At 69.1% G+C, this 22398-nt stretch carries 22 protein-coding genes; 6 read left to right on the top strand and 16 right to left on the bottom strand.

Annotated elements, in window-relative coordinates; all coding sequences use genetic code 11:
* The first annotated feature begins 198 nt into the window (after positions 1–198).
* Positions 199–837 (top strand): GTP cyclohydrolase II, encoded by a 639-nt coding sequence (ribA, locus tag AC3WR5_RS24370; protein WP_141291294.1) that lies wholly within the window; start codon positions 199–201, stop codon positions 835–837.
* Positions 838–844: 7 nt separating this feature from the next.
* On the opposite strand, the gene AC3WR5_RS24365 is transcribed toward ribA, so the two are convergent.
* The 5 genes from AC3WR5_RS24365 to AC3WR5_RS24345 form a co-directional block, all read right to left on the bottom strand.
* Positions 845–1906 (bottom strand): glycosyltransferase family 4 protein, encoded by a 1062-nt coding sequence (locus tag AC3WR5_RS24365; protein ID WP_231013181.1) that lies wholly within the window; start codon positions 1904–1906, stop codon positions 845–847.
* A gap of 181 nt (positions 1907–2087) precedes the next feature.
* The gene (locus tag AC3WR5_RS24360) at positions 2088–2426 is read right to left on the bottom strand and encodes a DUF4148 domain-containing protein (RefSeq protein ID WP_141288310.1); all 339 of its coding nucleotides are present in this window, start codon (positions 2424–2426) and stop codon (positions 2088–2090) included.
* A 210-nt stretch (positions 2427–2636) separates the two neighbouring features.
* Positions 2637–4004: a heavy metal sensor histidine kinase gene (locus AC3WR5_RS24355; RefSeq protein ID WP_141288309.1), complete on the bottom strand. Its 1368-nt coding sequence runs from the start codon at positions 4002–4004 to the stop codon at positions 2637–2639.
* Complete coding sequence (locus AC3WR5_RS24350) at positions 4001–4705, bottom strand: heavy metal response regulator transcription factor (RefSeq protein ID WP_141288308.1); 705 nt, start codon at positions 4703–4705, stop codon at positions 4001–4003. The genes AC3WR5_RS24355 and AC3WR5_RS24350 overlap by 4 nt, the downstream gene beginning before the upstream one ends.
* Positions 4706–4774: 69 nt before the next feature.
* Entirely contained in the window at positions 4775–5740 is a 966-nt protein-coding gene (locus AC3WR5_RS24345; protein ID WP_492487790.1) for a hypothetical protein, read from the bottom strand.
* A 295-nt stretch (positions 5741–6035) separates the two neighbouring features.
* On the opposite strand from AC3WR5_RS24345, the gene AC3WR5_RS24340 reads away from it, so the two are divergent.
* Both AC3WR5_RS24340 and AC3WR5_RS24335 read left to right on the top strand, forming a co-directional pair.
* Positions 6036–7403, top strand: coding sequence for a sensor histidine kinase (locus AC3WR5_RS24340; protein ID WP_492487788.1), 1368 nt, complete (start codon positions 6036–6038; stop codon positions 7401–7403).
* Positions 7404–7423: 20 nt separating this feature from the next.
* Positions 7424–8833: a sigma-54-dependent transcriptional regulator gene (locus tag AC3WR5_RS24335; RefSeq protein WP_492487787.1), complete on the top strand. Its 1410-nt coding sequence runs from the start codon at positions 7424–7426 to the stop codon at positions 8831–8833.
* Positions 8834–8855: 22 nt separating this feature from the next.
* Here the strand turns inward: AC3WR5_RS24335 and AC3WR5_RS24330 are convergent, their stop codons facing one another.
* Together AC3WR5_RS24330 and AC3WR5_RS24325 are read right to left on the bottom strand one after the other, a co-directional pair.
* Entirely contained in the window at positions 8856–9119 is a 264-nt protein-coding gene (locus AC3WR5_RS24330; RefSeq protein ID WP_492487785.1) for a hypothetical protein, read from the bottom strand.
* Positions 9120–9159: 40 nt separating this feature from the next.
* A complete protein-coding gene (locus tag AC3WR5_RS24325) occupies positions 9160–11640 on the bottom strand; it encodes a cation-translocating P-type ATPase (RefSeq protein ID WP_492487783.1) in 2481 nt (826 codons plus the stop codon).
* 162 nt (positions 11641–11802) lie between these two features.
* On the opposite strand from AC3WR5_RS24325, the gene AC3WR5_RS24320 reads away from it, so the two are divergent.
* Entirely contained in the window at positions 11803–12639 is an 837-nt protein-coding gene (locus AC3WR5_RS24320) for a universal stress protein (protein ID WP_492487781.1), read from the top strand.
* A 60-nt stretch (positions 12640–12699) separates the two neighbouring features.
* On the opposite strand, the gene AC3WR5_RS24315 is transcribed toward AC3WR5_RS24320, so the two are convergent.
* From AC3WR5_RS24315 to AC3WR5_RS24305, 3 genes are all read right to left on the bottom strand, one after another.
* Entirely contained in the window at positions 12700–13362 is a 663-nt protein-coding gene (locus AC3WR5_RS24315; protein ID WP_492487780.1) for a hemerythrin domain-containing protein, read from the bottom strand.
* A gap of 113 nt (positions 13363–13475) precedes the next feature.
* Positions 13476–14654, bottom strand: coding sequence for a hypothetical protein (locus AC3WR5_RS24310; protein WP_492487778.1), 1179 nt, complete (start codon positions 14652–14654; stop codon positions 13476–13478).
* A gap of 108 nt (positions 14655–14762) precedes the next feature.
* Positions 14763–15410 (bottom strand): sigma-70 family RNA polymerase sigma factor, encoded by a 648-nt coding sequence (locus tag AC3WR5_RS24305; protein WP_492487777.1) that lies wholly within the window; start codon positions 15408–15410, stop codon positions 14763–14765.
* Between the two features lie 162 nt (positions 15411–15572).
* On the opposite strand from AC3WR5_RS24305, the gene AC3WR5_RS24300 reads away from it, so the two are divergent.
* Complete coding sequence (locus AC3WR5_RS24300; protein ID WP_492487775.1) at positions 15573–17216, top strand: vWA domain-containing protein; 1644 nt, start codon at positions 15573–15575, stop codon at positions 17214–17216.
* Positions 17217–17286: 70 nt separating this feature from the next.
* Complete coding sequence (locus tag AC3WR5_RS24295) at positions 17287–18144, top strand: MipA/OmpV family protein (protein ID WP_492487773.1); 858 nt, start codon at positions 17287–17289, stop codon at positions 18142–18144.
* Between the two features lie 224 nt (positions 18145–18368).
* Here the strand turns inward: AC3WR5_RS24295 and AC3WR5_RS24290 are convergent, their stop codons facing one another.
* The 6 genes from AC3WR5_RS24290 to AC3WR5_RS24265 form a co-directional block, all read right to left on the bottom strand.
* Positions 18369–18830 carry a methyltransferase family protein gene (locus AC3WR5_RS24290; protein WP_492487772.1) on the bottom strand — a complete coding sequence of 154 codons (462 nt, stop codon included), beginning with the start codon at positions 18828–18830 and terminating at the stop codon, positions 18369–18371.
* 139 nt (positions 18831–18969) lie between these two features.
* On the bottom strand, positions 18970–19860 hold the full coding sequence (locus tag AC3WR5_RS24285) for an oxidoreductase (protein ID WP_492487770.1): 891 nt from the start codon (positions 19858–19860) through the stop codon (positions 18970–18972).
* Between the two features lie 224 nt (positions 19861–20084).
* Positions 20085–20462: an antibiotic biosynthesis monooxygenase family protein gene (locus tag AC3WR5_RS24280; protein ID WP_492487768.1), complete on the bottom strand. Its 378-nt coding sequence runs from the start codon at positions 20460–20462 to the stop codon at positions 20085–20087.
* A 58-nt stretch (positions 20463–20520) separates the two neighbouring features.
* A complete protein-coding gene (locus AC3WR5_RS24275) occupies positions 20521–21414 on the bottom strand; it encodes an NAD(P)/FAD-dependent oxidoreductase (protein WP_492487767.1) in 894 nt (297 codons plus the stop codon).
* Positions 21407–21532: a hypothetical protein gene (locus AC3WR5_RS24270; protein ID WP_492487766.1), complete on the bottom strand. Its 126-nt coding sequence runs from the start codon at positions 21530–21532 to the stop codon at positions 21407–21409. Before AC3WR5_RS24270 ends, AC3WR5_RS24275 begins: the two co-directional genes overlap by 8 nt.
* A 99-nt stretch (positions 21533–21631) precedes the next feature.
* A complete protein-coding gene (locus AC3WR5_RS24265) occupies positions 21632–22126 on the bottom strand; it encodes a GlcG/HbpS family heme-binding protein (RefSeq protein WP_492487764.1) in 495 nt (164 codons plus the stop codon).
* Positions 22127–22398: the final 272 nt, after the last annotated feature.

Here is a 22398-nt window from a genome sequence, read left to right as displayed (position 1 = left end):
GCAGGCCTGGCGATGGGTGGGCGCTGTTTCCGTGCCTGAAGCCTCCTGTTGAACGGATTTGAAGGGCGACGACAACCCCTCGCGGGCAGCAGCTCTTCGCAATCGTCGAAAATGACGCTCCGGAGGCCATTGCCGGGCTGTGACGCGCCAGCGGCGCGCCCTGGCAACTGGCTGCCAGCGATCCTTCAGCGACCACCCATGCATCTCGAACCAGAACAAGCCAGCTGCCGATTGACCACTGCCTATGGCGACTTCCGGCTGCATGGCTTCAAGGAACCGGCCACCGGGCTGGAACATGCCGCGCTGTGCTTTGGCGACCTGTCCACGGGCGAGCCGGTGCTGGTGCGGCTGCATTCGGAATGCCTGACCGGGGACGCCTTCGGCAGCTGCCACTGCGACTGCGGGCCGCAGCTGCGCAGCGCGCTGAAGGCGATTGCCACGGCTGGCCGCGGCGCGCTGCTTTACCTGCGCCAGGAAGGCCGTGGCATCGGGCTGCTGAACAAGATCCGCGCCTATGCGCTGCAGGAAACCGGCGTCGACACGCTGGATGCAAACCGCTTGCTGGGCCTGCCGGCCGATGCGCGGGACTACGGTTTTGCCGCGACCATGCTGTCGCAGCTGGGCATCCGCTCGGTCAAGCTGCTCACCAACAACCCCGGCAAGATCGAAGGCTTGAAGGCCCACGGCGTGGACGTGGTGGAGCGCGTCTCGCTGCAGGTGGGCCGCACCACGCGCAACGGCGCCTACCTGGACACCAAGGCCCACCGCATGGGCCATTTGTTCGATTTGGCGCGGGAATTGCCGGACGAAGCTTCGGAGGCCGATCCAGCGAGGTGAGTGCCGTCTATCTGACCCGCAGCTTGGCCGGCCGGTCGAACTGTCCGGAGGCCAGCCGGTCGATCAGGCGGGCCATGCGGCCGGACAGCAGCGGCCGGTCGTAGTGGGTCAGCACGCGCTGGCGGCCGGCGGTGCCCATGGCCTGGCGCTGCTCGGGATGCTGGATCAGCGTCTCCAGCGCGTGTTCCCATTCGGCTGGCTTGTTGGCCAGCCAGCCGGTCTGGCCAGGGACCACCACCTCGCAGTTCGCGCCCACCGGCGAGGCCACGCAGGGCAGGCCGGCGGCCATGTACTGCAACAGCTTGAAGGCGCACTTGCCGCGCGCAAACGGGTCGTCGCTGAGCGGCATCAGGCCGATGTCTGCACCGGCGATCGCGGCCGTCTCGCCCTCGGCCGACCAGTGCACTTTCTCGATCGGCACGTCGTCCCAGTCCGGCCAGTCCGAGCTGATGACACGCAGCTTCAGTTCGGGATGCCGCTGCGCCAGCCTGGCCAGCACCGGCCGCAGCGGCGCCAGGTAGGCCAGGTTGTGCGGCAGGCCGACCCAGGCCAGCGTGGCGCCGCTGCTTGAGCCGCTGCGCTGGGCCGGGTAGGCGGCAGCGTCGACCGGCGTGGGCACGATCTCCACCCGCGACGCGCCGCCGGCCGTGGCATGGCGGGCCAGCTCGGCATTGCCCACCGTGACCAGGCGTGACTGCCGGCAGGCGGCCTCGAAATTGCGCCGCCTGCGCGGCGAAGCCGGCCGCAGGTGACCGATGTATTTGGGCTGGCGCAGCCAGATCGCGTCGTCCAGGTCGAACATGCTGCGCGGCTGCAGACGCTGCAGCAGCCGCATCTCCCATGGCTCCAGCCGCAGCTTGTGCAGCACCACGGCCGAACTTGCGCGCAACAGGTGGCGCAGCTGCCAGATGCGCCAGCCATACAGGCGCTCGGGCAACACCCGGAGTTCATTGCGCCAGCCCAGCGATTCGACCACCGGCATCACCGGCGCCAGCCGGTGGCGGAACGAGGGCGCCTGAGGGTCGGTGCTGAGCCAGACCACGCTGCCGCGGCTTGCCGGGCTGCTCATTGCCATTGCCATCCACTGTTCATCGGAGAACTCTCGCCATCCAGTTGCGGGAGTATCGCCGGCCTGGTTCGCCGGCCCTCACCGGCCACGCAGGCGAACCCGGCACCAGCCGAGCGGGCATGAAAAAACCGGCCAGGGCCGGTTTAGGGAGCAAGCGACCGGCGGAGCCGGTCGGCAGGCATCAGTTCTGCGAGGACTGGCCCTGACCCGAGGCCGCCGTCGTGACGTGGCCGCCAAGGCGTTGCACTTCGGCCAGGTATTCCGGGCCATGGCGCCATTGCTGGTAGTTGGCCATGCGGCGCTTGTAGTCGGCACTGAAGACGACGTAGCTGTCTTCCTGCGCGGCCAGCATGTCCAGCCCGGCACGGCGCCACAGCACCAGGTCGGCCTGCACTTCGGCGCGGCTGAGGGTGGGTTGGTTGTCGAAATTGACGGTGCCGGTGTTGTCTTCGGCACGGGCCACGCCGGTGAGGGCGGCCAGGCCCAGGGCGGCAGCGCCCAGGAAACGAGTGACTTGCATGGAAATTCCTTTCGCTTGACAGGTGTGACCGACGAGGTCACGAAGTGGCGGCCGACTGCGAGGCAGTGGGTGGCTCAGAGCGGGGAAGCCGGTCGTCGATTCAGTGCCTTCATGGTAGAAACCCGCAGCCGACGCAAGCCTGACGCTCCGATGACAAATTTGTCATCCGGGCGGCAGTGCCACCTTCCCAGGTGGCACTGCATGGCGGGTTCAGCCCTCGGCGGGCAGCAGCAGGCCGAAGGTGTTCAGGCCGTTGGCAGACTCGACGAACACCGTGCCGCGGTGCATCACCGCGATGGCGTTGACGATGGCCAGGCCCAGGCCGTGGTTGCCGCCGCTGCTCAGGCGTGCGCTGTCGACGCGGTAGAAGCGGTCGAACAAATGCGGCAGGTGCTGCGCAGGAATTTCCGGGCCGGGGTTGGTGACGGCCAGCCGCACGTTGGCGCCTTCGCGCAGGATGCTCGCCTGCACCTCGTCGCCCGGAGCGGCATGCTGGATCGCATTGCGCATCAGGTTGCTCAGCGCGCGCCGCAGCAGCGCGGTCTCCACGCTGCACTTGGTGTCGCCCTCGACCCGCAGCGTCACGCCGCGATCGTCGAACAGCGGCTCCAGGAATTCGGCAACCTTGCGCACCTCGTCTGCCATGCACACGGCCAGCTGGCGCGAGGCCGCGGCGCCCTGGTCGGCGCGGGCGAGGAACAGCATGTCGTTGACGATGGCCTTCAGGCGTTCCATCTCTTCCAGGTTCGAATGCAGCACCTCTTCGAGTTCGGCTGCGCTGCGCGGGCGCGTGAGCATCACCTGGGTCTGGCCGATCAGGTTGGTCAGCGGCGTGCGCAGTTCGTGGGCCACGTCGGCATTGAAGCCTTCGAGCTGCTGGTAGGCGGTTTCCAGCCGCGCCAGCGCGCCGTTGAACGAGGCGGTGAGGTCGTCCAGCTCAGCCGGCATGGGCTTGAGCGCCAGCCGCTGGCCCTTGTGGTTCGGGTCCAGCGCCTGGGCCTGGCGCGACAGCCGGCGCAGCGGCCGCAGCCCGAAGCGCGCCATGCCATAGCCCAGCACCGCAACGGCCAGCACGCCCGCGCTGCCCAGCACGACCAACGTCAGGCGGAAGGCGTTCAGCGTGTCCCAGAAGCGCGCCGGGTCCTTGGCCAGCACCAGCCGCACCTCGGGCCGGTCGCCATCGGCCGGCAGCGTGCGCGACCAGGTCATCCAGGCCGGCCCGTGGCCATTCGCCAGCAGCAAGCCGAAGCCGCTCTGCTGCGACAGCGCGACCACGTCCGGCGTGGGCGTGCCGTAGCTGAAGCCCGGCCGGTCGCTGAGCAGCCAGACCCGCATGCCACTGCGTTCGGCTTCCATCGCGTCCATGGTCGGCGTGAGCCACAGCCGCCATTGCGACTCGCTCTGCGTGCGCAGCACGCTGGACTCGACCCAGCCGCCGCGCAAGCCCAGCTCGTAGCGCAGCTGGTCGTTGATGCCGGCCTGCAGCACCAGGTAGATGATGACGCCGGCAACGACGAAGACCACCGACGCGCAGGCCGCGAACAGCGCGGTCAGCCGGCTGGCCAGCGAGCGGATCATGGCGCGGCGCTGGCCGCGGGCGAGGAGGTGCCCTGGCGTTCTTCCAGCACGTAGCCCATGCCGCGCAGCGTGTGCAGCAGCTTGTTCGGGTACGGCCCGTCGATCTTCGCGCGCAGCCGCTTGATGGCGACCTCGACCACGTTGGTGTTGCTGTCGAAGTTCATGTCCCAGACCAGCTCGGCGATCTCGGTGCGCGATAGCACCTGGCCGCTGCGGCGAGCCAGCGTGCTGAGCAGCGAGAACTCCTTGGCCGTCAGGTCGATGCGGTCGCCGCCGCGGTGCACCTTGCGGCTCATCAGGTCCAGCACCATGTCCCCAATCGTCAGCGTGCTGGCCTCCTGCTGTCGGCTGCGCCGCCCCAGGGCCTGCAGCCGGGCACTCAGTTCGAGGAAGGAGAATGGCTTGACGAGGTAGTCGTCGGCCCCATCCTGCAGGCCGCGCACCCGGTCCTCGACGCTGTCGCGTGCGGTCAGCATCAGGATGGGCATGTCCTTGCTGCGGCGCACGTCGCGCAGCACCTGGAAGCCGTCGATGCCGGGCAGCATCACGTCCAGCACCAGCACGTCGTAAGCGTTTTCGAGCGCGGCGTGGCGGCCGTCGATCCCGTTGCGGGCGACGTCCACCACATGGCCCTGCTCGGTCAACCCGCGCAGCAGGTAATCGGCCGTCTTGGCCTCGTCTTCCACGATCAGGACGCGCATGCCGCGAGTCTAGCGACCCGTGACCGTTTGCATCGCTGACCGCTGGATGACATTTACGTCATCTGAACCTCAGGGTGCGCGTGGCGCGAGGCGGTCTGCCGGCGCGACCGGGAACGGGAAGCCGAGCACGGTGGCCTTGCCCTGGGTCTGGTTCTGGGCCTGGCAGTCGGCGCTGCAATCGGTGGCAGACGGCGAGACCTCGGTCGCGTCTTCGCCCAGCACCATGCCCATGCGGCCGCCGCTCTGCACGTCCCAGCGCGACACGCCGCCGCAATGCTTCACGCTGACTGGTGCGCCGTTGCGGTTGATGATGGTGTTGTTGCAGGTGGCTTCGCTGCGGCGCGTGGCCAGCTGCGCGCTGTCGCGGCCGACGAACTTGGACGAGAAGTCGTTGCCGAAATTGACCCGGGCCGGCACCACCAGCGTGGTGTCGCCGAAAGGCACCACGTCACCCTCGCGGTTGCGGAAGTTGCGGTTGTCGAAATAGAACGGCGTGAGGTTGGCGTTCTGCGTGCTCTCGGCCAGCGTGTGGGTGAACAGGGTCGTCTTGCCATCCTCGCGCTCGGCTTCCATCTGGAACACGCCGCCTTGTGCGCAATCCTTGGCCTGGATCTTCAGCTTCACCGCCTTGCCGCGCAGCACGCTCAAGCTACCGTCCTTGGATTCCAGCTTCAGGTTGCCCGTCAGCGCCACGCCTTGCAGGTCCGGCACCTTGCTGGCGAAGATGGCCGTGCGCACGCCGCCGGTCAGGTCCTTGCTGTTGGCAGCACCCGTCAGCACGTAGTTGCGGATGGCCAGCGTGGCCGGGTCGATCTCGAAGGCCACGTACTTGCCCTGGACCAGGAAGGGCCCGGTGAGTTGCGCCGGTTTCAGGTCCAGCTTGAAGTTGCCGCTCTTGCCGAGCGCGGCGAAGCTGCCGCCACTGCAGGCGGCGGAGGTGGCGGCCTGGGCCAGGCCAGCGCTGCCGACCAACAGCAGCGCCGTGGCAAACAGGCGGCTTTGACGGGCGAAGGACTTGGGGGAGAAAGCAGACATGGGCGGGCGCTCCGTGGGGTGAAAGATCACTTCACTGTTGCGCGCAACGTGCCAGGCCAGGCCCTTGAACCAAACCGTTCAAAATCAAGCACTTGGGCCTGCCGGACAGGGCAAGCCCGTCAAGACCGGGCCAAATGCCCCACCACCCTTGGGGTGCTGGTGGGGGATCTGCCCCAGTTGCCGCCGACACTGGGCGATCTGCCCCCGCTGCGCCTCACTTTGCCGGTGGCACAGGCGTTGCGACTTGTGTCTTCGGTCCCTTTCCTTCAACCACGCCATCAAACGATTGCCCTGGATGCCGCTGTTCCGTCTCAAAGCCTCGCCGCGACAGGAGTTCGACCTGCTGCGCTGGTTCTCGCGCATCAGCCTCGCCGCGGCAGCATTGGTCAGCGTGCTGCTCGCGCTGGGCCTGGCGGCCGTGGTGCAGACGCTGCTGCTGCGGCACGATGCCGAGCTGAGCCGGCAGTTCGTGCAAAGCATCGTTGCCACCCAGTCCGTCTCGCGCCATTTCACCAGCGGGCCCACGCCCGGCCGCGAGGCCGCGCTGGCCGAGTTCTTCGGCCACGTGGCGGCCATGCCGGACGTGCTTCGCGCCAATGTCTACGACCGCAGCGGCGCGGTGCTGTGGTCCAGCGAATCGCTGCTGACCGGCCGCCAGTTCGAGGACAACGACGAGCTGCTGCGCTCGCTGCGTGGCGAGACCGTGGTCGAGCGCGGGCCGGTGGCGGCGGGCGACAAGGCCGAGCACATGGCGCTGGGTCCCGGCCAACTGCACTTTGTCGAGAGCTACCTGCCGGTCTATGACGCCGAGCAGAAGACCGGCGGCGCGCCCATCGGCGCAGTGGAGCTCTACCGCGTGCCCACCGAGCTGAACGCCACGCTGCGCGAGGCCGGCTTTGCCGTCTGGAGCGGCACGCTGATCAGCGGCCTGCTGCTGTACCTGGCGCTGCTGGGCTTTGTGCGCAAGGCCAGCCGGCAGTTGCAGGCGCAGCGCGAGCGCCTGATCGAGGCGGAGGCCATGGCACGCACCGGCGAGATCGCCGCGTCGGTTGCGCACAGCATCCGCAACCCCTTGGCCTCCATCCGCTCCAGTGCCGAGCTGCAGCTGGAAATTGGCGAGGCCACGCCGGCCGATGCCCGCGAGACCATTGGCCATGTGGACCGCATCGAGCATCTGGTGCGCACGCTGCTGAGCTATGTGCAGCATCCTGCAGAAGTGCGCGGCAGCACCGACCTGGGCGCGTTGTTGGCCGCCGCGGAGCAGCGCTTCGCCCCGGTCTTCCAGGGCCAGGGCAAACAGCTGAGCCTGCGCACCGAGCCCGGCCTGCCCGAGGCGCACGGCGAGGAGGTGGCCATCGCCCAGGTGCTGAATTCGCTGCTGGCCAATGCGCTGGAAGCGACCGCGGCCGGCGCACTGGTCGAGGTCAGTGTCGAACGTGCCGGCGCGATGCTCGCGCTGACGGTGAGCGACCCCGGCACCGGCATCGCCCCCGAGCGCCTGGCCGAAGTCTTCAAGCCTTTTGCCACCACCAAGCCACGCGGCCTGGGCATGGGGCTGACGCTGGCGCGCCGCACCGTGGACCGGCTGGGCGGCCGCATCGAACTGAGCAGCCGCCCTGGCCAGACTCGCGCCACCGTGCTGCTGAAACCTGCCAACGCATAAGAAGAGAAACCGAGCACCGCATGGGCCTGGCCATCCTGATCATCGAAGACGAGACCACGCTGGCGCGCAACCTCGCCGTCTACCTGGAACGCCAGGGCTACGAGGCGCGCACGGCGGCCAGTGCCGAGGAAGGGCTGGCGCAGCTGGCGAGCTGGCGGCCGGAGCTGGTGCTGTGCGACCACAACCTGCCGGGCCAGAGCGGGCTGGAGGCGCTGCGCCGCATCCGCACGCAGGACCCGGACATCCGCGTCGTGATGATGACCGGCTACGGCAGCACCGAGCTGGCCGTCGAGGCGATGAAGGCCGGCGCGGCAGATTTCCTGACCAAGCCGCTGGTGCTGGGCGAGGTCAAGCTGCTGATCGAGCGCCTGCTGGACCAGGGCCGCCTGGCCAACGCGGTGGACTACTACACCCAGCGCGAGGCACAAGGCAGCGGGCTGGACAAGATCATTGGCGAGTCCCCGCCAATGCGCGCGTTGAAAGCGTCGATTGCCACGCTGCTGGACGCCGAGGCCCAGCTGGCCGACGCGCAGCCGGCGGCGGCCCTGATCGTCGGCGAGACCGGCACCGGCAAGGAACTGGTGGCGCGTGCGCTGCACTTCGGCGGCCCGCGCCGAGCCCGCCCCTTCGTCGAGCTGAACTGCGGTGCCTTGCCTTCGCAGCTGGTCGAGGCCGAGCTGTTCGGCTACGAGCGCGGCGCCTTCACCGACGCGCGCCAGCGCAAGGCCGGCCTGCTGGAAACGGCAGAAGGCGGCAGCGTCTTCCTGGACGAGATCGGCGAGACCGAATTGGCCACGCAGGTCAAGCTGCTGAAGCTCTTGGAGGAGAAACAGCTGCGCCGGCTCGGCGGCCTGCACAGCCGGCCGGTGGACGCGCGCGTCATCAGCGCTACCAACCGCCCGCTGCAGCAGATGGTGGCCGCGGGCAGCTTCCGCGCCGACCTGTACTACCGGCTGCGCATCATCGAGCTGACCGTGCCGCCGCTGCGCGAGCGCGGCAGCGACATCGTGCTGCTGGCCCGCCACTTCCTCGCGTTGCACGCCGGCCGCTACCGCAAGCCCGGCCTGCGCTTTTCGGCCGAAGCCGAACGCCGCCTGCTGGGCCACGCCTGGCCCGGCAATGTGCGTGAACTGCGCAACGCGATCGAGCAGGCGGTGCTGATGGCGACGGACACGAACATCGGCCCGGCCGAGCTGCGTTTCCTGGTCGATGGGCCGCTGGCTGCTGCACTGGCCGCGTTGGCAGAAGAAGCGGCAGACGACGAAGACCTGAACCTCGAACGCATGGAGCGCCGCCTGGTGCAACGCGCGCTGGACCGCAGCGGCCAGAACGTCAGCGCCGCAGCGCGCTTGTTGGGTGTCTCACGGGACACCCTGCGCTACCGGCTGGAGCGCCTGGGGCTGCGCACCGGCGAGGACAACGGCGGCTGAGCTTCGCGGGCTATACCGTGCCCTACCGGGCGCCGCGCAGCCGAAACCTCCGCTTGCCATCCGGCGTTTCAAATTCGTCGGGCAAATCGGTGGTCTTCAGGCGTTCGCCGGTGGCGAGCCGGTAGCTCAGTTCAACGCTGCCATTCGGGTGGGCGACTTTTTCTCGCAGGATGATGCAGGCCTCCCCGCGTTGTCCGATGGCTTCAAGCTTGTCTGGTGTCATGCCGTGATGTTGCGACAGGCCGGGCCTGTGCTGGTAACCGAACCTTTCCGCGGGCATGGACAAGCGGGGTCCTGCGTGCGCGGTGAGCCTGGACTGAACCGGCTCAGGTCCGCCACGTCCTGCGCCAGGCCAGTTGCGCGGTGCACCAAAGGGCCGCCGCGGCGGGCAGCAAGGCCCATCGCCATGGCAGGTCGGGCGGCAGACCGAAGACGCGGGCCAGCGCAGGCAGCGCCAGCAGTGCGGCCCAACCCAGGCCGATGCCGGCGATGAGCACCTGCAGCGCCGTGTTGCCGGGTGCGCCGCGCGGGTGGCGGCCGCGGAACCAGGCCAGCATCAGCAGGTTGCCGGCGACGATGGAGGCCAGGCTGGCCAGGCGCAGGCCTTCGTCCGACCAGCCGGCGCGGTGCCCCAGGGCCTGGACCAGCAGCACCCCGAGGAAAGAGAGCCCGCCGACCGCCAGCGAGCGCAACGCGGCCCGCAGCGTGAACAGCCTGGCGCTGGCCGCGCGCGGCGGCACGCGCATGCTGTCCGCGCTCGCAGGCTCGGCCTCGAAGACCAGCGAGCAGGCCGGGTCGATGATCAGCTCCAGCGCCACCACGTGCATCGGCAGCAGCAGCACCGGCCCGCCCATCAGCACCGGCAGCAGCGACACGCCGACGATGGGCACATGCACCGCAAAGAGGTAACCCAATGCCTGGTGGAGGTTGGCGAAGATGCGCCGGCCGGCGCGCACCGCCTGCACCAGCGACGCAAAGTCGTCGTTCAGCAGCACCAGCGCGGCGGCTTCGCGGGCCACGTCGGTGCCACGCTGGCCCATGGCCACGCCGATGTCGGCGGCGCGCAGCGCGGGCGCGTCGTTGACACCGTCACCTGTCATTGCCACCACCTCGCCGCGCTGCTGTAGCGCCTGCACGATGCGCAGCTTCTGCGCCGGGTCCACCCGCGCGAAGACCTGCACGCTGGCGAGCTGCTGCCTGAGCTCGGCGTCGCTCATGCCCGCCAGCGCCACGCCGGTGAGCACCTCGGGCGCCGCCGCCTGCAGCCCGGCCTGCAGGGCGATGGCGCGCGCCGTCAGCGGTGCGTCGCCGGTGATCATCACGACCCGCATGCCTGCCGCGCGACACGCCGCGACGGCGGCCGGCACGTTGGCCCGCAACGGATCCCGGAAACCCAGCAGGCCCAGCGGGGCCAGCGCCAGGCCCGCTGGCAGGCTGCCATCGTCGGAGGCCTTGTCGGCCCGACCCCACACGACGGCCAGCACCCGCATGCCTTCGCTGCTCCAGCTGCGCGCGCACTCGGCCAGGCGCGCCAGCAGGGCCGGGTCGCCGCTGCATTGGGCCAGCAGCGCTTCGGGCGCACCCTTGAGCCAGACGGTGGCGCCCCCAGCCTCGCTGTCCCGCCACCAATGGGTGACCCAAGGCCTGCCAGGGCCCACACCCAGGCGCGGCCCCAGCGTGAAGCGGCCGTCGGACGGCGGCGGGCCACCCGCGGCGCGGAAGATCGCGCGGTCCATCGGCTCGATGCCGTGCGGCAGGCTGGCCCGCATCGCGCCGGCCAGCAGCGCCGCGGCGTGCTCGCCCGGTGCATGGCCGGTCACATCCACCGGGGCTTCGCCGTCGTGCAGCGCCACCAGGGTCATCTCGTTGCGCGTCAGCGTGCCGGTCTTGTCCACGCACAGCACGCTGACGGTGCCCAGCGCCTCGATGGCCTGCGGCTCCCGGGTGAGCACGCCTTGCCGGGCCAGCCGCCATGCACCGATGGCCAGCATGACCGTCCAGACCACTGCGAATTCTTCCGGGATCAGCGACATCGCCAGGGTCAGCCCGATCAGCAGCCCTTCGGACCAGGAGCCGGTGCGCCAGGCGTGCAGGCTGCTGCTGACCAGGCAGATCAGCAGCGCCATGATGGCCACGCGCCGCACCAGCTGCTTCAGCTCGGCCTCCAGCCGGCTGGGCCGCCGGTGCAGCTGCTGCAGGCTGTGGCCCAGGCGACCCAGCGTGGTCCGGGCGCCGGTGGCGGTGACCACGGCCACGCCGTCGCCCTGGACCACCAGGCTGCCGGCCGACAGGCTGGACTCGCTGCCCTCGCCACCCGGGTGCTTGGGCACCGGCAGCGACTCGCCGGTCAGCTGCGACTCGTCCACCTGCACAATGCCGCCTTCGACCAGGCGCGCGTCGGCTGCCAGCCGGTCACCCTCATCAATCACCAGCCGGTCGCCGCAGACCAACTCGGCGCTGGCGACCCGCAGCGCCTGCCCATCGCGGATCACGGTGCAGCGCGGGGCCGACAGGTCCTTCAGCGCATGCAGCACCCGCTCTGTCCGGTGCGCCTGGTAGATCGCCAGCCCGCCGACCAGCAGGGCCGAGAGCATCAGCAGCGCCGCGTCCTCGCGGTTGCCCAGCAGGCCGTACAGGCCGGCGGTGACCAGCAGCAACAGGATCATCGGCTGCGTCATGACCTCCCAGGCCATCTGCAGCAGGCCGCGGCGCGGCGCGGCGGGCAGCAGGTTCGGGCCGTCGCGTGAGCGCAGGCGGAGCACTTCGTCGGAGGCAAGGCCGCGGGGGTTGTCGGGAGTTGGCGGCACGGCGTTCATCCTGCAGGTATCGCCGAACCGGAGGTGCTGCGCCTTGATTCAGCGCAGGCCGTTTGAACCTGGGCTGCGCTTGCGGCAGATCAAGCGCGGCGGAGCGGCACCGCCGAAGAATCCGGCGGTGCCCGCGAACCCTCGTTCGCCAAGGAGCTTGCCATGACCTATCGCAGCCTGCTGGTCCACCTGGACAGTGATGCGCAGTGCGCGGCCCGCACCCGGCTTGCCCGTCGCCTGGCCGCCGACCTGGCCTGCCACCTGGTCGGGCTGGCGCCCACCGGGCTGATCGAGCTGCAGCGGGTGGACTACGGGGGCAACCTGGCCGGCCTGGCCGAGATGGCGCGCGATGCGCTTCGCCAGGAGGCCGAAGCGGTGGCGCTGCGATTCCGGCGCGACTGCGAAGCCGCGGGCCTGCGGTCCGTTGAGACCGTGGTCGACGAGGCCCACAAGGCAGAATCCATTGTGCGCCATGCCCACTGCAGCGACCTGGCCGTGCTGAGCCAGGCCGACCCCGACGCCCCCGGCGGCCCGGCGCAGCAGGACTTGGTGGCGCGTGTGGTGCTGGAAAGCGCCCGCCCCACGCTGCTGCTGCCGTATGCCGGACATTTCGAGACGGTAGCGCAGCGGGCGCTGGTGGCCTGGGACGACAGCGCCGAGGCGGCCAGGGCCTTGCGCGACGCGCTGCCGCTGCTGCGGCGCGCCGAGCGGGTGCAGCTGGTGCTGTGGCGGCGCGGCACCGGCCTGGGCCAGCTGTCCGATGAAAGCCTGAAGCCGGTGCAGCGCTGGCTGATGTGGCAGGGCGTGACCGCCGACGTGGCCTGCCTGGCCACCGAGCTGGACATTGCCAACGCCACCCTCTCGCACGCGGCCGACACCAGCGCCGACCTGATCGTGATGGGCGCCTATGGCCATGCGCGCTGGTCCGAGCGCCTGCTGGGCGGCGCCACCCGCGGCGTGTTGCAGACGATGACCGTGCCGGTGCTGATGTCGCACTGAGCTTGGCGCGTCGCAGCGTCGCAAGCAGCCGCCTTCGCGGCCGTCTTCACGCCAGGCGCATCACGCCCGCAGGACCGCGGACCCGCGCGTTGCGGCGCCCAGGCGTGCCAGCACGCTGCGGCAGTCGCAGCCGGTGGCTGACGCAGCCTGCTGGTCGGCGCCGGCTGGGAACGCCAGCGCGAGTTCACGCCAGTCATGCTCGGCCAGGAATTGCTCGGCCAGTGGCAAGACCTGCCGCTCTTCGGCGGCCATGTGCGCGCGCTGGAACAGCGTGTGGCGGCGGACCAGCCGCTCGAAGGTCTCGCGCCGGGACGTGCCAATCATCTCGAAGCGCAGCAGCGCGTGCTCCAGTTCGCGCAACCAGCGCTGGCCCTGCTCGTGTTCGTCCTCCAGGCGGTCCAGCAGGCAGCGGGTCATCGGCACGCTGGCGCGCAGCTTGGGGAACAGCAGCTCCGACTCCTTGCGGTGATGCTGTTGCTCCGGGGATTCTTCCAGGCCCCACAGCAGCGCCCGCAGTTCATCAAAATCGGGCAGGACTTCTGCCGCAGGGTGCTTGGCCAGACCTTGTGCCAAGGCATCCAGCAATTGGCAGGTGATGCTGTGCTCTTGCAGGATGACAAGGGTGGCGGGATGCAGCATCGGGCCGGCCGGATGCGGCGCGAGGGATCCGGCTGTGTCGGGTGTCATCAGCAGTTGTGGCTGACCATGGTCGGGCGCGTTCATCTGGGTTTCCCGGAGTGGCGTCTTCGACACTACGCGGGCGCCGGCCACGCCGGCTTGACCTGCAACAAGTTCTGCCTGCTTGCGCGGCCGGGCCTTCCTGCGCCTTGGCCCGGTCAGCGCGTCGCAGCCTCCAGTGCCTGTTGCAGCGCCTGGCCTTGTCCGCTGGGCAGCGAAAGCTGCTGCGGCGGCTGGGTATCGTGCTGCCAGCGCAGGCTGTCGCCTTCCCACCAAAGCAGCTCGGCAACCTGTCCATCGCGCAACAGCCGCAGCGCCTGGGCCGGCGCGCTGCCAGCGGGCAGGGCGGGCTGCCAGGGCGTGCCGGCCGCGGCCTGGTCCAGCGTGGCCAGCCAGTCCCGCAGCGCAGGCGTCACGGGCTGTGGCGGGGTGTCGCTGCCGCGCTGCCAGGTCCAGCGTGCAGGCTCGGTGGCCAGGGCCTGACGCAGGGCAGTCAGCGCGGCGACGGCTGGCGCAGGCAGGGCCGGCGCCATGCGGGCCAGGGTGTGGGTGGACGCGCCGGCGATGGCGGCCAGGCCGGCTTGTGGCGAGCGTTCGGAACGGGCCTGAGCCCTGGTTTCGGCCGGCGCCACCTCAACCGGCGGCGTGGCAGCCGGCTTGGCGGCTTCGGCGACAGGTGCAGGCACCGGGGCGGCGGCATTGGACACGGCGTCGGCCATGGCGCCGATCTTGGCGGAGGCAATGGCCGTGGCAGGCGGAGGCGGCGCGGCCGGTGCCTGCGCGGCTGCGGGCGCTGCGGGAGGGGCAGGCGAGGGGGGCGCCTCGGCCAGCGCGACGGCTTGCGGTGGCGCTGCCTTGCGCGCAGCCAGGACCGGCGCTGGCGCGGGCTTGGGCGTCTGCTTGGGCGCTTCGGCTCGCTGCCGCTCGACCTTGCCTTCCAGCTGCGGGCGAACGGCGATTGCTGCGGGCGCTGCGGCATCGGCCATCTGCTCGGCCATTTGCTCGGCCTGCGGCGCAGTGGGTGAAGTGCCTGCGGTTGTCGAGGCCGCCTGCGCGGGTTCACGCAGCGGCCCGAGGTCGCTGGCTTGCTCGCGCCACATCAGGCCCACCAGCACCGCGAGCATCACGCCGGCAAAGCCGCTGGCGGCAGACGGCCGGCTCAGCCAGTCCCACCAGCTTTTGCGCGACCGCGCAGGAGGTGCCGGCCTGGGGTCGCGCGCCTTGGCCTGGGCCTCGCGCAGGATGGCTTCGCTCAGGGCCGGCGGCGGGCCGGCGAGGGCATCCGGGGCGTGCTTCAGCGCGCTCTGCAGGTAGGCGTCCCGTGCTTCGTCATTCATGACAACCCCTCGGCCGCCGAATACGTCGGCCGATCCCCCGGGGGGATGCGTGCCGGCTTGGGGCGGCCCGGCGCTCGGCCCGCCAGTGAGCGTCGGGCACACGATGTTTCATGACGCCTCCTTCTGCAGCGGTGCCAGGTAGGCGCCCATGCAGGTGCGCAGCTTGCTCATCGCGTAGCGCAGCCGGGTCTTGGCCGTCTCGAAACCCACCTCCAGCGCACGCGCCACTTCGGCCAGCGGCAGTTCGTCGTCATGGTGCAGCAGGAAGGCGCTGCGCTGCGGCAGCGGCAGCTCTTCCAGGCAGGCCAGCAGGCGCTCGCCGGCGCGGCGCCAGAAGGCCAGCTCGTCGCCCTGCGGGGCCGGGCTGGGCGGTGCGGGCCACTGCTGCCAGGCGGCGTCGCCACCGGCTGGTTCCCACGGCGTGCCGTCCTCGCTGTCGCCCATGGCCACCTCGCGCCCGCTGCGGCGCCAGATGTCGATCACCCGGTTCTGCGCCAGCGTGTAGAGCCAGGTGCGAAAGCTCGCGCCCTGCGGCTGCCATTGCGCGCGGGCGTTGACCACGCGCAGCCAGGTGTCCTGGAACACCTCGTCGGTCTGCGCGGCCAGCGCCGTGCCCAGCAGCCGGCGCACGAAGCGGTACAGCCCCGCCTGGTGGCGGCTGTAGAGCTGCTCGAAGGCACGCGCGTCGCCCAGCGCATAGGCACGCATCAAGGCGTCGTCGCTGTCCGGTTCGGGGGCGCTGGGCGGGGGTGTCATCGGGGTAGCAGTCTGCCTCACACACACGGTGATACGGCCGGGGTGACGGAACGGGGTGAAAGTGCTTCGAAAATTCTCTGGCGATGTTTGGTGAGATTTTTCACCCTGCTGCGCCGCGTGCCACGTGTCAGTCCTCATCGAGTCATTTCGAGGAGACCCACGATGAACCGCACCCTGACCTTGCCGCGCCGCCCCGGCGTGCCGGCGCTGCTGATCACGCTGACTGCCGGCCTGCTGGCCGCGGCGCTGGCAACCGCCTGTGCCGACGCGCGTGAGCTGCCAGCCACCGGCATGCCTTCCCAACCCTGGCCTCCCGCCTGGCAGCAAGGCGAGCAGGCCGATGCCACGGACTTCACGCCACCGGCCTTCGACGCGCCCTCGGCCACCGACTGCCGGCGCCTGCCGGTGGTGCGCGAGCAGGGCGGCGAGGCCGGCTGGCCATCGGGCGTGACATCGGGTGTGAGCGAGCTGCGCCGCGAGTCCGCCGGGCCTGGCTCGCGGACCAGCGTGGCCTCAGGCGCTGTCGAGAGAGCGCCGGCCGCGCCGCCACCCATGCCGTCGGTGGCACCGGCGGCCAAGCCGCTGGCGGAAGCGACGATGCGCGACGCGGCCTCGGCCGACAGTGTCAGCAAGATCGCCGGTGCCGCTCAGGCCTTGTCATCGCCGGCTCGCCAGCGCCCGGCCGAGACTGTGGTCACGGCCGGCGTGGTCGACGACAACGCCGACTTCGGCGAGTACCTGAACTACCGCCAGCGCCACCCCGGCCTGCCGGTGCGCCAGCGCGACATTGCCGAGCGCTACCTGCTGGAGGTGACCGACGCACAAGGCTTCCCGGTGCACGACGCCGAGGTTGCCGTGCAGCGCGCCGGCGTTGCGCAGCCGGTCATGTGGGCCCGAACTGACACGGCAGGCCACGTCTGGCTGCACCCGCGTGCCTTCCTCGCGCCGGGCGTGGCAGACGAGCGCACGCTGGGCGTGGCGGTGCGCAAGAACGGCCAGCAGGCGCGCGCGGTGCTCACGCGCGGCCAGCCGCAGGCGCTGCAGCTGCGCCTGGGCGCGCTGCCGGCGGCGCAAGCCCGGCTGGACCTGGTGTTCCTGATCGATGCCACCGGCTCGATGGACGACGAGATCGCCAAGCTCAAGGCCTCGATGCGCGCGATGGCCGAGCAGATCGCCCGCCTGCCGGGCCAGCCCGACGTCTGCTACGGCCTGGTGGCCTACCGCGACCGTGGCGACGCGTTCCTGACCCGCACGCAGGACTTCACCCACGACCTGGCCGCCTTCCAGCAAGGCCTGGCGCGGCTGCAGGCCGGCGGCGGTGGCGACACGCCCGAAGCGCTGAACGAGGCGCTGCATGAAGTCGTGCACGGCCTGAGCTGGCGCCGCGAAGCCGCCCGCATGGTCGTGCTGGTGGCCGATGCACCGCCGCACCTCGATTACGGCGGATGCATGACAGCCCCCGACGCCTACGGCGTCAACCCCCCGAGGGGGTGGCAGGCAGGCTTGGGGCGGCCCGGCGCCTGCCCGCAATACGACCGCGACATGCAGGCCGCGCTTGCCAAGGGCATCAAGCTGTTCGCCGTCGGCGCCAGCGGCCTGGACCCGGTCGGCGAATACATCTTCCGCCAGATGGCCCAGTACACCGCCGGCCGTTTCGTCTTCCTGACCTACCGTGATGCGGCAGACCCCGGCAGCGGCCCCGGTTCGCAGACCGTGCACGACGTGCAGCAGTATTCGGTACAGACGCTGGACCGGCTGGTGGTGCGGCTGGTGGGCGAGGAGATGGCCAAGCTCAGGCGGGGGTGAAGCGGTGCTGAGGTGATGGTCTCGGGTATCGTCACGGCACCCCGATGTGGGGGTGCCACGACCATCCGCCGTGACCCGAGTCCTGACCGTTCTTGCTGCCGCCCTGTTCGCCACGCATTCCGCCTGGGCGCAGGGGGCCGACGCAGCGCCTGCCGTGCCCGAGTCCCCCAACCCCGCAGCCCGTCCGCTGTGGGAAGCCGGCCTTGCCGTCGTGGGCGTGCGCGGGCCGGACTATCCGGCAGCCGGCAGCACCCACAACCGCGCCGCCGTCGTGCCCATCGTGATCTACCGCGGCGAGCGCCTGCGCGTGGACGACGAGGGCGTGCGCGGGCGGCTGCTCAACACGGGAGAGTTCGAGCTGGACATTTCCGCCGCCGCCGCCTTCAATGCCCGCGACAGCCCCGCCCGTGCCGGCATGCCCGGCCTGGACTACACCTTCGAGCTCGGCCCGCAAGCCATCTACCGCAGAAACCTCGGTGGCGGCCAGCAGCTCAGCGCCCACCTGCAGCTGCGCGGCGTGTTCTCCACCGACTGGGGCAGCATTGAAGGCCGCGGCTACGTGGTGCAACCCGAGCTGCGCTGGCGCCAGCGCGGCTGGCCACTGGCTGGCAGCCAGGTCCAGCTCAGTGCACAGGCCACCTGGGCCAGCGAAGAACTGCAGAGGTACTTCTATCAAGTGGACCCAGCCTATGCGACCAGCACCCGCGCCGCCTATGACGCCCGCGCCGGCTACTTCGGCGCCGCGCTGCGCGCCAGTTGGTCCCAGCGCCTGTCCCCCAGCATGGCCGTGAGCCTGGGCCTCACCCTCAACGACCACCACGGCGCCGCCAACCGCGACAGCCCGCTGTTCCAGCGCGAACGCGACGTGCAGGCGCTGGTGGCGTTTGTGTGGACGCCGTGGCGTGGGGGTGGCGCAGGCGAGCCATGAATTGGCTCACCGGGGTCAATGCATGAGCAGGGTGCGGGGCGACTGGCGGATGGGCAGCCATCGGCCCATTCGCGACGTTTGCAGTTCTGAACTCGTCGCCCCGAAGCCGTCGGTCGGATCCGGACCGATGCCCGGACCTTGCGCTATCTCGACGACCGCCACGGCCTGCTCGACCAGTCGGCGCACAACCGCCCGGCGGCCGATGGCGGGTGAAGTGCGAGGCCTCATACCCATCTGCGTACCCTGCCTTTGTAAGCCTCGTACTCGGCCCCAAATAGAGACGTCAACACGCGTTCTTCCGGAATGATTTGGAACCGAGTGATGTAGAGCACGTACACGGCAACCCATAGGACAGCAAACGGATTCGCCAGAAACACTGCCCATGCCAACAGGGTAAGCAGGAGCCCGACATACATGGGGTTGCGCGTATACCGGTACACGCCTCGGATGACCAACGAGGACGCCAAGCCTGCCTTGACCGGGTTCACGGTGGTCTTGGCGCGCCGAAACGAAGCCATTCCGGCGATGCTGATGCCTTGGCCGACGCACACCAAAACGACGGCGCAGAGCACGCGGGCCAGATAGGGAATCTGCACAAGGCCCGCGACGGCCGGCGTCAGCCACATGAGAAGCGCCAGGACAAGCGCCACGATGGGCGGAGGTACCTTCAGTTCAAGCACGCTCATGACACTCCATGTTGAGGCCTGGCGCCACGTTGTCGATGGTCCGGACTTCGGCCAGGACGAGTGATCCGCTGCTCGGCCCCATGCCGCAATCCGTTTCGCGATCGCTTGGGGGGCTCGATGAGCAGGATGTTCATCGTCGTCAGACCGGCAATCCGTACTGCTTTCGAAGACTCTTGTCGAACGCGGATTCAGGGACGAAACGGCGCAGGAGACTGACCCGTCGCGCCATTTTTCCCGCCGCGTAGCGTGTCTTTGGAACGATCGTGGTCGCCGCTTCGACAATCGTCCTGGCGACGACTTCCGGGGCGTCGCCGGCTTCTATCGCTTTCTTATTGATCACATCCATGCTGGCGCGCGTGGCGTCATAGATGTCAAGCAACAGGTCTGGCTTGGCGAGGTTTTCTTCAAATGCCGTCTTTGTATAGGCGGGTTCGACCAACACGACACGAATGCCAAAGGTGCGAAGCTCGTGGTCAAGCGATTCAGAATAGCCTTCGATGGCATGCTTGGTCGACGCATACACGGCGGAATAGGGAGCCGGGATCAAGCCCAGCACCGAACTCACATTGATGATTCTGCCTTTTCTCTGCTGGCGCATGGCCGGTAGCACCGCCCTGGTGACGCGTAGAACCCCGAAGACATTGACGTCGAATAGCGCCAGCGCCTGGGCCGTCGAGGACTCCTCTGCGGCGCCAAGCAAACCCATGCCGGCATTGTTGACGAGCAGATCGATGCGGCCGGCCTCGGCCAGGACCCGCTCGACCAGTTTCGCCACGGACTCATCGTCGGTAACGTCACAGGCCAGCATGGTAATACCGTCGGATCTCTCCGCGGCTGCGCGGCGGCTCGTTCCGAACACCCGAAAGCCCGCATTCCGCAAGGCTTTGGCAGTGGCGAGGCCGATGCCAGAGGATGCGCCGGTCACCAGGGCAACGCCAGGATTGGTCGTATTCATAAGGGTTGCTTCCTTTTTCTTTACTTTCAGAGGGATGGACGTTTCTTTAGTGCGGCCGAGCATCAGCCCGGTCACTTCCTGTCGTGGCCGAGCTTCGTTCGAGGTTTCTTTTCGCAGGGCTGAAAGAACACGACTCGCCCCATGCCGCGATCCGTTCCGCGATCGCCTCGGGGGCCTCGATGTGCAGGAAGTGACCGACGTCGGGGACGACCTCAGCGCGTGCGATGCGGCGAACCGATGTCGGTCGTCGGCCTGCTGGGGGAGGATGCAGCCGTCGCGCCTTGCCATATTTTCCCGAGTCAGGCCGTGCAAAACCCGGGAACGGCGACCTTCTGGAACAGGTGCGGGGTGGCTACGACGGATGACGGATAGGCCGAAACCTTCGCAACGAACTCGGGACGGGAGAAGGCTTCGCGGAGCGTCTCGGTGGATTCCCACACCACATAGTTAAAGAAGATCAGGCTATCTCCGAGCGCTCGATGCAGTTGAGTGGAGATGAATCCGCGCTGCTGCTTCAGGGTTTCGCCAGCGGATATAAAGGCGTTCAAGAAGCCATCTTCGTCGCCGGCGCCGACCGTGAATATGTTGATGAGCACGATCGGCGCGGCTGAGAGGCCAAGTTGGCGCTCAAGCGGGAATTCTTCGTTGAACGGCTTGAATTTCTTGAGGACTTCCATGTGGAGTACTCCCATCTGGTGTGAAAAACGAAACTGACGTGATCGATGCTGCCTGCTCTCAGCCCAGCATTGACTGCTGGGCATAGATGCCCGCCATCGCGCCCTGCCATATTGACGTGGTGACCGAAGGTATGAGGGGGTTGGCGAGGTCGCCGGCGGCATAGATGCCGGGCATGCTGGTCTCGCGGCGCTCGTCGGTCTTGAGGGCAATGCCGGTTGGCGTATTGACCGTGGCGAGGCCCAGAAAGTCATGCAGGCTTGCGGACGGCTTGGTACGCGGATGCGCGAACAGGATGTCCACCGCGACCTTGGAACCGTTATCGAGCAGGGCGACCGCTTCATGGTCGCCGCTATGGGCGATTTCGGTGATCCGACCGTCGACGACATCTATGCTGTGCAGAGCCAGATCGTGCCGGATATCGGGCGCAATGTCGTGAGCGTTGGATAAGACCGTCAGTTTGTCGGTCCAATCGAGGAACAGCCTCGCCTGATTGTGAGACTGCGGGCCGGACCAGATAAGGCCCCAATGCTGGCCGGCGACTTCGAAGCCATCGCAATAGGGGCAGGGCACGATGGACCTGCCCCAGCCTTTGGCAAAGCCCGGAACATCAGGCATCTGGTCCGCGACGCCATAGCTCAGGATCAGGCGGCGCGCTCCAAGGCTCTCGCCGTCGCCAGTGAGGACGGAGAAATTGTCGATGGCACCGGAGACGCTGTCGGCCCGGGCACTGACCAGCTTGACCGTGGGATAACGCGCCAGCTGCTGCCGCGCCTCGGCCAGGATGTCCAGCGGTGGCTTGTGATCGTGGCCGAGCAGGCCATGCGAGTGGCCGGCGAACCGATTGCGCGGCAGGCCGGTATCGAGAACGGTGACCTTGCGGCGGGCACGGCCGAGTTGCAAGGCGGCGGCGAGGCCGGCAAAGCTGCCGCCGATGATGATGACGTCATTCATGGTGATGGGCTCCGTGTTGTGGATGGAGGGGAATCGGGTTGGGCTCGGCGATGGGCTGTGCGTGGGCGAGGCTGGTGGCGGAAAGGGCGGCCTGCGTCAGCAGGGTTCGTCGTTGCATGGAAGTCTCCTTGTGTTGTGGGTCGGCGCAATACCGTCCGGCAATATGCGCTCGAGACGAGGCGGCGGGCAGGGCTTCGGCATTGGCGAGAAAGTCGCCCTACTTCAGCAAGTCCTTGATTGCATCGAGGCCGGCCTGCGCGCAGGCCTCGTCGTTGTCGGGCATGCTGCCGCTCACGCCGATCGCGCCCACCGGCACTTCGCCCACCTTGATCGGCAGGCCGCCCGGAATGCTGAGGACGCCGGGCGCCAGGGCCAGGCCCGGCATGGCGCCACCGCCCTTGTGGTCCTTGCCGAAGGAGAGCTCCTCGAAGGCCCGGGTCGGGAACGGCGTGTTGGCCGAGGCTTGCGCCTTGCGCAGGGCGATGTCTCCCGAGCCGAGGAAGGCAGCGTCCATGCGCTGGAACAGGATCGGATGGGCACCGGCGTCGACCACCGCGATGTTCATGCGCCAGGCCTTCTGCGCTGCCAACTGACGGCAGGCGCTCGCTGCCTTCTCGGCCACCTCCAGCGACAGGACGGGGAGCCGTTCGAGCGCTGCCGCGGGTGCGGAGATCCCGGCGGCCACCGCGGCGATGAGACCCAGGCCGGTCATGTGAAGGCCTCTCACCCGAGTGCGGGAGGCGGCAGCGAAGATCCGTCGAGTGGCGAACATGTCTGATCCTTTCGTCTGGGGTGGAGGAAGGAGAAGTCGCGGTGTCAATGGCCTGCGGGTGCGGCCGAGGCTTCGATCGGCGCCGCAGCCGGTGTCTGCGCCGGGCTGTCACGCCGGACGCGGAACCAGGCTGCGTACAGCGCCGGCACGAAGACCAGGGTCAGCGCCGTGGCCGTCACGAGGCCGCCCATGATCGCGATGGCCATCGGCCC

This window comes from Ideonella sp. FW305-24 (assembly GCF_058788035.1).
The sequence above is the reverse complement of the archived record's forward strand: the minus strand, read 5'-3'. Positions and strand labels throughout refer to the sequence as shown.

Excerpts from the sequence above, each read along its gene's own strand:
- AC3WR5_RS24340 (WP_492487788.1), top strand. The coding sequence starts at position 6,036 with ATGCCGCTGTTCCGTCTCAAAGCCTCGCCGCGACAGGAGTTCGACCTG.
- AC3WR5_RS24275 (WP_492487767.1), bottom strand. The coding sequence starts at position 21,414 with ATGAATGACGTCATCATCATCGGCGGCAGCTTTGCCGGCCTCGCCGCC.
- AC3WR5_RS24360 (WP_141288310.1), bottom strand. The coding sequence starts at position 2,426 with ATGCAAGTCACTCGTTTCCTGGGCGCTGCCGCCCTGGGCCTGGCCGCC.
- AC3WR5_RS24315 (WP_492487780.1), bottom strand. The coding sequence starts at position 13,362 with ATGAACGCGCCCGACCATGGTCAGCCACAACTGCTGATGACACCCGAC.
- AC3WR5_RS24265 (WP_492487764.1), bottom strand. The coding sequence starts at position 22,126 with ATGACCGGCCTGGGTCTCATCGCCGCGGTGGCCGCCGGGATCTCCGCA.
- ribA (WP_141291294.1), top strand. The coding sequence starts at position 199 with ATGCATCTCGAACCAGAACAAGCCAGCTGCCGATTGACCACTGCCTAT.
- AC3WR5_RS24335 (WP_492487787.1), top strand. The coding sequence starts at position 7,424 with ATGGGCCTGGCCATCCTGATCATCGAAGACGAGACCACGCTGGCGCGC.
- AC3WR5_RS24310 (WP_492487778.1), bottom strand. The coding sequence starts at position 14,654 with ATGAATGACGAAGCACGGGACGCCTACCTGCAGAGCGCGCTGAAGCAC.
- AC3WR5_RS24305 (WP_492487777.1), bottom strand. The coding sequence starts at position 15,410 with ATGACACCCCCGCCCAGCGCCCCCGAACCGGACAGCGACGACGCCTTG.
- AC3WR5_RS24350 (WP_141288308.1), bottom strand. The coding sequence starts at position 4,705 with ATGCGCGTCCTGATCGTGGAAGACGAGGCCAAGACGGCCGATTACCTG.
- AC3WR5_RS24280 (WP_492487768.1), bottom strand. The coding sequence starts at position 20,462 with ATGGAAGTCCTCAAGAAATTCAAGCCGTTCAACGAAGAATTCCCGCTT.
- AC3WR5_RS24300 (WP_492487775.1), top strand. The coding sequence starts at position 15,573 with ATGAACCGCACCCTGACCTTGCCGCGCCGCCCCGGCGTGCCGGCGCTG.
- AC3WR5_RS24355 (WP_141288309.1), bottom strand. The coding sequence starts at position 4,004 with ATGATCCGCTCGCTGGCCAGCCGGCTGACCGCGCTGTTCGCGGCCTGC.
- AC3WR5_RS24270 (WP_492487766.1), bottom strand. The coding sequence starts at position 21,532 with ATGCAACGACGAACCCTGCTGACGCAGGCCGCCCTTTCCGCCACCAGC.
- AC3WR5_RS24365 (WP_231013181.1), bottom strand. The coding sequence starts at position 1,906 with ATGAGCAGCCCGGCAAGCCGCGGCAGCGTGGTCTGGCTCAGCACCGAC.
- AC3WR5_RS24345 (WP_492487790.1), bottom strand. The coding sequence starts at position 5,740 with ATGTCTGCTTTCTCCCCCAAGTCCTTCGCCCGTCAAAGCCGCCTGTTT.
- AC3WR5_RS24320 (WP_492487781.1), top strand. The coding sequence starts at position 11,803 with ATGACCTATCGCAGCCTGCTGGTCCACCTGGACAGTGATGCGCAGTGC.
- AC3WR5_RS24290 (WP_492487772.1), bottom strand. The coding sequence starts at position 18,830 with ATGAGCGTGCTTGAACTGAAGGTACCTCCGCCCATCGTGGCGCTTGTC.